This window comes from Glutamicibacter nicotianae, assembly GCF_006539525.1.
GTDB lineage: Bacteria > Actinomycetota > Actinomycetes > Actinomycetales > Micrococcaceae > Glutamicibacter > Glutamicibacter nicotianae.
Genome location: NZ_BJNE01000023.1, coordinates 26449 through 36772, shown reverse-complemented (window position 1 = coordinate 36772; position 10324 = coordinate 26449). Strand labels below are relative to the sequence as shown.

The window sequence follows — 10324 nt, the reverse complement described above, 5'->3', positions numbered from 1 at the left end:
CTGGCTGCTCATGGGCCTGCCCGGCGCCATCTACCTCGGCGGCCTGCACGAATCGTGGATCGGCATCGGCCTGCTCATCGGCGCCTGGCTGAACTGGAAGTTCGTCGCCCCGCGCCTGCGCTCCTACACCGCAATCGCGCAGAACGCCATCACCATCCCGAGCTTCTTCGAAAAGCGCCTGAAGGACAAGGCGCACCTGCTGCGCATCGGCTCCTCGCTGATCATCCTGGTGTTCTTCACCTTCTATGTCTCCTCGGGCATGGTGGCCGCAGGCAAGTTCTTCCAGGCATCCTTCGGCTGGCAATACCTTACCGGCATGCTAGTCGTTGCGGGGATCACCCTGCTCTACACGCTGTTCGGTGGTTTCCTCGGCGCCTCGCTGACCGACATGGTCCAGGGCGTGCTGATGTTCACCGCGTTGATTGCTGTGCCGATTGTGGCAGTGATCCGCATTGGCGACATCGAGACCCTGGGTTCGCGCATCACCGCGGTGAACCCGGAAGCCTTCAACCTGTTCTCCTCCTTCAATGACAACGGTGCGATCCTTGCCACCGTGGCCATCTTCTCCACCGCCGCCTGGGGCCTGGGCTATTTCGGCCAGCCGCACATCATCGTGCGCTTCATGGCGCTGCGCACGCCGGCCGAGGCCAAGACCGCACGACGTATCGGCATCGGCTGGATGTTCCTGACCACACTGGGCGCCGTGGCCACCGCGTTCATCGGCGTCGCCTACTTCGCCAAGGAGCCGCTGGACAAAGCCAGCAGCGAGACCGTCTTCCTGCTGCTCAGCCAGATCTTCTTCCACCCGCTGATCGCCGGCCTGGTGCTCGCCGCGGTGCTGGCCGCGATCATGTCCACCATGTCCTCGCAGCTGATCGTCTGCTCCTCCGCACTGGTGGAGGACCTGTACAACATCACCGGCCGCAAGGCCTCGCCGAAGGCCCTGGTCAACCTGGGCCGCGGCGGCGTGCTGCTGATCGCCATCATCGCCGCGCTGCTGGCGCTGAACCCGAACTCCTCGATCCTGGAGCTGGTCTCCTTCGCCTGGGCAGGCTTCGGCGGCGCCTTCGGCCCGATCGTGCTACTGGCCCTGTACTGGCGCAAGCTGACCGCCGTGGGCGGTTTCGCCGGCATGGTCACCGGTGCCGTCGTGGTCTTCGTCTGGGGCAACGTGGACGTGCTGGCCTCGGCCATGTACGAAATCGTCCCGGGCTTCCTCGCCGCCCTGGTGGTCGCGTGGCTGGTCTCGAAGGCCACCTACCGCCCGAACGCGGAGATCGAAGCCGAGTTCACCGAAATGGAACAGGAAGTCGGCGCGAAGGTCACCGCCTAGCCGTCATTCCCGTGCGAAGCTCCCCTGGCCATCTGGGCCAGGGGAGCTTTCCCATTGCAGGACCCGGTGTAACAGTTCGGCCAGGCTTTCAGCTCCTGCCCGCTGAAGCGCACCGGGCACAGTAGCCTAGAGCTATGCCCGAGCAACCGAGCTGGAAGGAACGATTCCAAGATGAGCACCACGAGCAAGTTCACGCACTGGCAGCGCACCGAGTCGCAATTCCTGGCCGCTGAGCCGCAAGCCGTCTACTCGATCGTGGGCAACCTGTCGCAGACCGGGCAGTGGATGAAGAGCTTCGACGGCTTCATCGTGCACGATGACCAGCGCGGGGTGGGCACCAAGGTCGACCTGCTGCCGCCGGGCAAGCTCTTCGGCCCATTGCACCGCAGCACCGCCCCGTCGGGTTCCATCACCCGGCGCAATCAGGACACCCTGATGGTGGAGTTCACCCAGCCGCAGCCCGCCGGCGAGATGGTCTTGCGCTGGCAGGTCGAGCCGCATGAGCACGGCTGCGTGCTGCGCTTCACCGTTGAGCTCAACGGCCCGGGCACCACCGCCTTCAAATTCACCGTGGCCAACGCGTTGTGCAAGGACTTCGCCATCGCCGCGGCCCGCCTCTACCGGATCATCGCCCCGAGCGCGCACCGCAAGCGCGATGCCCAGGTGGTCATCTCCGGCGGCCGCGGATTCCTCGGCCGCAACCTGGTCGCGGACCTGGTCTGCCGCGGACTCTCGGTTTCGGTGCTGACGCGCAACCCCGAGGATGGTTTCCCTGCCGAGCAGTACAGCTGGGACGGAGTCCACCAGGGTGCCTGGGCCAATGTGCTGGCCAGCAAGCATCCGGTGCACCTGGTCAACCTGGCCGGCGAGCGCGTCGACAAGCGCAACACCCCGGAAAACCTGGCGGCGCTCACCGGTTCGCGCGTGGCCTCCACCCAGACCTTGGCCGAAGCCGCTGAGGCGGCACCGAAGCTTGCCACCTGGATCCAGGCCAGCACCACCGCTATCTTCGGCGATGCCGGCGAAGAGGAGCTGACCGAATCCAGCCCGGTTCCCACCGACCAGCGCGCCCTGCCGGAAATGACCGGGGTCGCCTCCGCCTGGGAACAGGCCTTCACCGGGGCCGAGGTCAATGCCGAGCAGCGCTACCTGCTGCGCACCTCGCTGGTGATGCACCCCGACGCTCCGCTGCTCGGCCCGCTGAACCTGCTGGTGAATACCGGCCTGGGCGGTCCGATGGGCGATGGCAAGCAGTGGTTCAGCTGGATCGGGCTGGAAGACTGGTTGCGCCTGATCCGCTGCCTGCTCGGCTTCGAGGAGCCGGCCATCCCTGCCGGCCTGGTGCATGCAGCCTGCCCGAAACCGCTGCGCAATGCCGAGGTCATGGCAGCCTTGCGCTCCATCGCCGGGTTGCCTGGCCTGCCCACCGGTTCGGTGCTTCCGAAGGTCGGCGCCGCGGTCATGGGCTCCAACGCCCGGGTCGCGTTGACCGGACGCAAGGTCACCAGCGAAGTCCTGCAGCAGGCAGGATTCGAGTTCCAGCAGCTGGATTTCGCGGCCACGGTATCCAGCTAGCGTCCGTGCACTGCTGCAATAAGGAGTAATCTTCACCGCGCATTGATCCCGCGCCCGCCGTTGCATGCCAAGTCACAAGCTGCAACAGCGGGTGCTGGCGCAATGTTCACCACCCGTTAAGCAGAACGTGTGCCGGTGCTTGCAAAGAGCCCTGAGCATGAAACTGTCACGCATTGCGCCGTGCCATTGCCCTACTTCGGACAGTTTCAAAGGACATCTCCACATCATGGCCAACATTCTTGAAGCCCACGCCCCGGCTTCTCGCCACCGCATGCCCAAACCCAGCGATCTCGACAAGCTGCGCCACAAGGCACGCACCGTCACCGATCAGCTCAGCGCCAACGTCGCGGTCGACGCGGCCTACAACGAGTCCGAACCGACAAATCTCCCGGCCAAGGTCCTGCGCATGGACCGCAAGCTGAAGAACATGAGCGAAGTCCGCCATTTCTTCCGCACCAACACCACCCCGATCTTCTTCCTCGGCGCCACCCCGGTCAACCTGCTGGGCCTTGACCGCTGGGTCCGCAAATTCAGCTACATCACCTACTACGACGGCTGGGATGGTCATCACCCGCGGGTCTTCACCCCCGCCGAGAAGCCCTATGTCGATTTCCAGAGCGCCGAAGAGATCAACAACTGGCTGCTGGAGAACTCCGAGGTCCGCGAATACATCGATTCCCAGTGCACCCCGGGCGGTCCGCGCCCGAAGATCGCGATGGTCTTCTTCGACGAGGAAACCGAAGCGATCTGCGAGGAGCTGGGCTACGACCTGATCCTGCCTTCGGCGGCACTGCGCACCGAACTGGATTCCAAGATCGTCACCACCAAGCTGGGCAATGCGGCTGGCGCCCCATCGGTGCCCAACGTGCTGGGCACCGCCGATAGCTACGAGGAGCTCATAAAACTAGCCGAGGAAGCCGGCCTGGGCGATGACCTGGTGGTGCAAACCCCGTACGGCGATTCGGGCAAGACGACCTTCTTCATCGATTCCAAGGCGCAGTTCAAGCAGCACTCCAAGAACATCATCGGCGAGCAGCTGAAGATCATGAAGCGCATCAACAACCAGCCGGTGGCCGTCGAAGCGGTGCTGACCGAATGCGGCACCGTGGTCGGTCCGATCCTGACCGAACTGGCAGGATACAAGGAGCTGACCCCGTACAAGGGCGGCTGGTGCGGCAACGAGATGCACCCGGATGTGGTCACCGATTCCCAGCGCTCGCGCGCCATCGACCTGGTACGCAAGGTGGGCAACGGCCTGAAGGACACCGGCTACCGGGGGTTCTTCGAGGTGGACGTGCTGGTGGACACCGACACCGACGAGGTGTACCTCGGCGAGCTGAACCCGCGCATTTCCGGAGCCAGCGCCATCACCAACGTCACCGCCGGCGCCTACGCCGACGTGCCGCTGTTCCTCTTCCACCTGCTTGAATACCTCGATGTGGACTTCGAGCTGGATGTCGACGAGATCAACGCCCGCTGGGAAGAGATGAGCGGGGCCGATGTCTGGAGCCACATGATCATCAAGGAAACCGATGACATCCTGCAGTACATCACCCACGCGCCGCGCACTGGCAACTACTACCTCGACTCGCGGGGCAAGCTGCAGTTCTCCCGTTCCGCCTTGGACTGGCACCAGCTGCAGACCCACAAGGAAGCATTCTTCCTGCGCATCTACGGCGTTGAGGATTACCGATGGAAGGGAGCCGATCTTGGGGTCCTGGTCACCAAGGCCAAGCTGCAGTACGAAGGCAAGAAGAAAACCAAGCTCAGCATCGATGCCAAGCACTTCATCTCCTGCATCCGATCCCAGTACAAGGGAATTGACGTTCCGCCAGCAGAGCATGGCAACTGAAGCGACTGATGCCGCCGGGCACATGGCGGCTAACCTCGCAGGTCCTCCCAGCAAGGCGCTGAACATCGCCACCTGGCAGTACCCGCAGAACATCAAGCGCTCTTTCCAGAACATCGCCCGGATCCATCCCACCGTGAAGGTTTCGCGCGGAGACGGCCCGATCGTCAGGTTGCACCTGGCCGAGGAGAAGCTGGGCAAGCTGGAAGTTGCCAAAGCGAGCATTACCGACCCCGCACTGACCGTGCGCGGGGTAATGCACGCGACGAATACCGATGCCGTGCTGGTCATGCACAACGGACGGATCCTCTGGGAGAAGTACTACAACACCATGACCTCGCTGACCGATCATCTGCTGATGTCGGTCAGCAAGACCCTGGTGGGCTCCCTGGCCGGTGCGCTGGTGGATGCCGGAAAGCTCGATACCGAGCAGACGGTGACCACCTACGTGCCGGCCTTGGAGCGCAGCGGCTATGCCGGCGCCCGCGTGCGCGACCTGCTGGATATGCGTTCGGGGATCAGGTTTTCCGAGGAGTACCTGGATCCGCAGGCCGAGGTGCGCCAGCTGGAGGAAGCCATCGGCTGGGCGCCGCAGCGTGGCGGCATCGGCCCGATCGGGATGTACGAGTTCCTGCTGACCCTGAAGGCCAAGGGACCGCACGGCTCGGTGTTCGAATACCGTTCCTGCGAAACGGATGCCCTCGGCTGGGTGCTGGAAGCCGCCGGCGGCGCCCCGATGCAGGAACTGCTCTCAGACTATGTCTGGTCGAAGCTCGGAGCCCAGCAAGACCTGGTGATGGGCGTTGACCAGTTCGGCACCGGAATGTTCGATGGCGGCTTCAACGCCTGCCTGCGCGATTTGGCGCGGTTCGGCCATCTCTATGTCAATGGCGGGCGGGCGCTGACCGGCAAGCAGGTGCTCTCCGAGGAATGGATTGCCGATACCTTCATCGATGATCCCGCGCTGGTCCAGGCTTTTTCCCAATCGCCGGGCGATAACATGATGCCCGGCGGGCACTACCGGAACCAGATCTGGTTCCCGAACCCTGCCACCGGGGCCGCGGTGGCCCTGGGCATCCATGGCCAGATGATCTACATGGATCCGGCGACCAAGCTGGTCGCGGTCAAGCTCTCCAGCTGGCCGCTGCCGCAGGATGCTTCCAAGCTGTTCCCGACCATTCGCGCATTCGAGGCGATCTCGGCGCATCTGGCGGAACGGAAAATATAGCCTCCAGGCCACTGGCCAAGGCCTTGGTTTGCGCATCGTGCGCGAACCAGGGCCTAGGACGTTGTGCCGGCGGCCATCCTGCGCTCCAGTCCCTGCACAACTGATGCGCGAATCCGCCCGGCAAAACCGGGCGGATTCGCACTGTGTTCAGCTCAAGCCGCTCTGCACGCTCAGGACTGCTGCGCCGCGACCTGTTCCAGGGCTTCGCAGGTGAATACCTGGTAGCCCAAGTCCTGGTGGTACCCGTGGATCTCGCGGGTATCGAGCCGGTCCATGTAGTCCAAGATGCCCAAGGTGATCTCCTGCCCCGGAACCAGCACCGGGAAGCCCGGCGGGTACGGGGTGACGAACACCGCCGAGACCACGCGGTCCCCCGCCAGCAGCTGGGTACGGATCTGCGCCGAGGACAGGAAATGCGTCGCCGGATCCTGGTAAGTCAGGTAGTAGGCCGAGCGCATGTCGCCGCTTCCGCCGCCTCGGGAGAATTCAGGAGCGAAGGCGCTAAAGTCCGGCAGTGGAATCTCTTCGGTCGCAGGCTTCTTCCCCAGCGCCAGCACGCGGCCATCCAGCCGGCGCTTGCGGTCCAGTTCCTCGGCGATCTTCACCAGCACCTCGATCAGGTGCGCCACGGCGGAACGCGTGGTGCCGATATTGGTCATCAGCAGCACCGAGGTGCGGCTGGTCTTGTTGACCTGGATCGAGTGCCCATCCATCAGGTACTCGTGCTTGAAGGTGTCCCCGTCCACGCCGGTGCGGCTGATGTCCAAGGTCAAGCGCGAGGGGTCCACCACGAACTCGTCTGCCACCCAGGCTTCGTCCCAAGCCGCCAGGCCGTCGCGCACCGGGTTCTGCGTCGCGGAGTGACGGTACTTCTGCGGAATCAGATCCGTCGAGTGCAGGATCTTGAAATACTTGCCCAGCAGCTCGTTGCGCGCCATGGCCCGCGAAATCGACTGCGCCAAATCGACCTGTCGCTGCACCAGCGCATAGCCTTCCAGCTCTGCCTGCCGGCGGCCGATATCCAGCGAGGCAAGGATCTGGTAGTTCGGCGAGGTGGAGGTGTGGGTCATGTAGGCCTCACGGAAGGCGTTGAGGTTGCGCACCGCGAAAACCTGGTCATAGATGTGGATCATCGAGCCCTGGCGCAAGGAGGTCAGGGTCTTGTGCGTGGACTGGGTGGAGTACACGCGCAGGCGGACCTGCTCCGGATCCGGAATCAACCGGGTGTCCAGCCAGGCCTGGTCATTCTCCGGGTGCGCAATGGTGCCCGGTTCCGGCAGCGCAAGCTGCTGCGCGGCGTAGCGCTCGCGGTATTCGGCGCTGTCCAGTTCTGCTTCCAGCACCCCAGCCACGGTCATCGCGGTGCGCCGTCGGTACACCGGGTGGAACCCGGCGAAGGCGAACCAGGCCTCGTCCCAGAGGAATACCAAATCGGGTTTGATCGCCAGGCATTCTTCCATCACCCGGCGCGGGTCATAGATGATCCCGTCGAAGGTGCAGTTGGTCAGCGTCAGCATCTTGACCTTGTGCAGCAGGCCCTCGCGGCGCAACTGCAGCAGCCGTCCCTTGATCTCTTCCAGCGGCACCGCCCCGTACATGGAGTGCCCGTTGAGCGGGTAGGCCTCCAGGTAACTCACGTTCGCTCCGGCCAGCACCAGGGAATAATGGTGGGACTTGTGGCAGTTGCGGTCCACCAGCACGATGTCCCCCGGCGCGAGGATCGACTGGTGCACGATCTTGTTGGCCGTCGAGGTGCCGTTGGTGACGAAGTAGGTTCGGTGGCTGCCGAAAGCGCGGGCCGCCAGCTCGTGGGCCTTCTTGATGGAACTCTGCGGATCCAACAGGGAATCGAGCCCACCGGAGGTGGCCGAGGTTTCTGCCAGCAGCAGGTTCTTGCCGTAGAAGTCCACCAGGTCCCGTGCCCACGGGGAGTTCTGCACCGATCCGGCACGGGAAATCGGCATGGCATGGAAGACTCCACCGGGCCGTTTGGCGTACTTTTGCAGGGCATTGAAGAACGGGGTCTGGTACCGTTCGAGCACTTCCGAGACAATCGACAGGTGCAGGTCCATCCGGTCGTTGCGCGAGAAGATCCTGCGGAAGCGCCCGGTGATTTCGTGGGCGATGGATTCCAACGCAACTCCCGCGATCAGGTACACCGGAACTTCGGGCCGCAACTGGTCAAGGATGTTTTCCAAATCCAGCAGGCCGCGGATCTGCTTGGTGGATTGGAAGTAGCCCTCCATCCGCCGGGCAATGAAATTCTTGAGCGTCGAGGAGAGCCGGCGGCGCGTGCAGACATCAAAGCGGGCAGTCAGCACGACCGCCTGGATGCCGGGATTGATCAGGATCGCGGCCAAGGCGTCTTCCACGCTGGGCACCACCACGAAGTTGTAGTGGAAAGGATCGGTATGCTGGCGCTGTTCGGCGATTTCGTCCTTGAAACGCTCAATTTCTTCCGCAGGCCCATTGTCCACCAGCAGGATTTCCACCATCGGGACCTGTGCCTTGCCGGGGCCCGGTGCGACATTGCCCAGCTGGGCCGGATCCGCTTCCGCCCCTTCATGGCCGTCCATGTCCACATATTGGGTCTGGTTCCTGAAGGTCTGGTTCGCTTGGTAGACCAGCTTCATGGCATCTTCATACTGCCCGCCGGACATGAGCCGGGAAACCTCGTTGAAGTAGTCGATGCCGGGATTCGCCCAGTACGGTTCGATGGCTGCCAGTAGCCCCATCAACCGGCCGGCTTCCAGCTCATGTTCTGTGCGGCGTTCTTCCTCCTGGTATTCAGAAGAAATCTCGCTGAGTACATAACCCAAGTGCTCCCACGCATCCTTGCGCTTGCGCCACGCGCTTTCGGGCGTCGCCGTTCCTTGGTTCGTCCCGTAGGTCAACCTCTTGCTCACGGTTGCCGGTCTTCCTTTCGCCCCTGCAGAGTTAACTGGTTGTTAACCGCGCGAGCACAGCTGCCCCGCTCGGTATCGAGAGACTATGCCACTTCCGGAACCGTTTCGAACCGTTTCGGCGATATTACGCATTATTTTCGTCATTCGATGAAGTGTTCACCCAGCGTTTACCGCAGGTGGAATGAACCGGAAGCAAGAGCCAGAAACCGGTGAATTATCGCTGAATTCTTTTGCCTTGCCGACCGCTCAGGATTCCGCGGGCTGCCCGCCGCGCTTGCGCGCCCCGAGCACCATCGAGGTGCGCAGCTGGACCATTTCGCCCCAGTTGGTCTTGGCAATGAATTCATAGAGATCCCGCTGTGTTGGCACCGTGACATCGACCAGCAGCTGGGCATCACCGGCCACCGCTGCAACGTATCTGACCTGCGGCAATCCAGCGAGCAGGGTTCCCAGCGCATCCACATCGGCCGGGGAGACCTGGACCCAGAGCAGCGCTTCGACCTTGAACCCCATCAGTGCCGGGTCAACCAGTGCACGGATGCTGATGTGCTCGCCGCGCAACAGCCAGTCGACCCGGCGGGAAACCGAGGTTTCGCTCATGCGCACCTGGCGCGAAATGGCCTCGATGCTGGCGCGTCCGTCCTTGCGCAGCACGTCGATTATGAGGTGATCGCTTTCGCCTAGCTCCCCGATAGGGTTCCATGCAATTAATTCGCCTCCTGCGCTGGGAGACAACGCCGCTTCCTGCCCCTGGCTCAGCTCCCCGCCGCGCCAGGCGCGAATGGTCTTGAAGTATTTCAGGATCGGGTAGATCTGGATATTGCTCAGGCCCGGTGTCGCTGGCAGCTGCAGCGTGAGGATGTCCTGCAGCCCGCCGTCATAGTGCAGTTCGCTCACGACGTCGCTCTCACCGGTGACCATATAGGTGAAGCTGGTGTCGGTTCGCGCGGAGAGCGCCTGGCTGGCAACCGGGATCGTTCCCGGCGCGCAGCTCAGCGAAGCGATGACAGCGCCGGCTCGATGGGAAATGGCCGCGATCTTCACCTTGCCCTGCTCAAGCATCGCTGATCCGTAGCGGGCTACGGTGCGTTCCGGTTCGCCAATCACCCTGGCGATCTTGCGCCACGTTGCCCTGCCATCCACCTGCAACGCGACAATAATTCGGCGTTCCAGGTCGCTGAGCTCGGTCAAATCTGTCATCATTCCTACTTTCAGGCCACAACCGTCGTTCATCGCCGGTACTTTTGCGAACTATACGAAAGAACGCTCAATTTATTCGTCGAAATCCCCGATATCTTGGATGCAATTCGGGTCGATTTGGAGGAATTGGCCAGAATTATGGCCAATCTATCCATATCTTGCCAGAAGCATTCTAATCCCGGATCGTTGAACCCGAAAGAGATCCACCTCACATTGATTTTCAGACCCTAGGA

6 protein-coding genes are annotated in these 10324 nt (G+C 62.8%); 4 read left to right on the top strand and 2 right to left on the bottom strand.

Annotated elements, in window-relative coordinates:
• From putP to ANI01nite_RS15655, 4 genes are all read left to right on the top strand, one after another.
• Positions 1-1333, top strand: a 1333-nt coding sequence (gene putP / locus ANI01nite_RS15670) for a sodium/proline symporter PutP (RefSeq protein ID WP_141359105.1), incomplete at its 5' end; no start/stop codon positions are given.
• A gap of 171 nt (positions 1334-1504) precedes the next feature.
• Positions 1505-2908: an NAD-dependent epimerase/dehydratase family protein gene (locus ANI01nite_RS15665; RefSeq protein ID WP_141359103.1), complete on the top strand. Its 1404-nt coding sequence runs from the start codon at positions 1505-1507 to the stop codon at positions 2906-2908.
• A gap of 226 nt (positions 2909-3134) precedes the next feature.
• Positions 3135-4760 carry a biotin carboxylase gene (locus ANI01nite_RS15660; RefSeq protein ID WP_141359101.1) on the top strand — a complete coding sequence of 542 codons (1626 nt, stop codon included), beginning with the start codon at positions 3135-3137 and terminating at the stop codon, positions 4758-4760.
• Positions 4750-5985, top strand: coding sequence for a serine hydrolase domain-containing protein (locus ANI01nite_RS15655; protein WP_141359099.1), 1236 nt, complete (start codon positions 4750-4752; stop codon positions 5983-5985). The genes ANI01nite_RS15660 and ANI01nite_RS15655 overlap by 11 nt, the downstream gene beginning before the upstream one ends.
• Before the next feature lie 170 nt (positions 5986-6155).
• Here ANI01nite_RS15655 and ANI01nite_RS15650 read toward each other — a convergent pair whose 3' ends face one another.
• Together ANI01nite_RS15650 and ANI01nite_RS15645 are read right to left on the bottom strand one after the other, a co-directional pair.
• A complete protein-coding gene (locus ANI01nite_RS15650; RefSeq protein WP_141359097.1) occupies positions 6156-8891 on the bottom strand; it encodes an aminotransferase class I/II-fold pyridoxal phosphate-dependent enzyme in 2736 nt (911 codons plus the stop codon).
• A 246-nt stretch (positions 8892-9137) separates the two neighbouring features.
• Positions 9138-10091, bottom strand: coding sequence for an Lrp/AsnC family transcriptional regulator (locus ANI01nite_RS15645; protein ID WP_141359095.1), 954 nt, complete (start codon positions 10089-10091; stop codon positions 9138-9140).
• Positions 10092-10324: the final 233 nt, after the last annotated feature.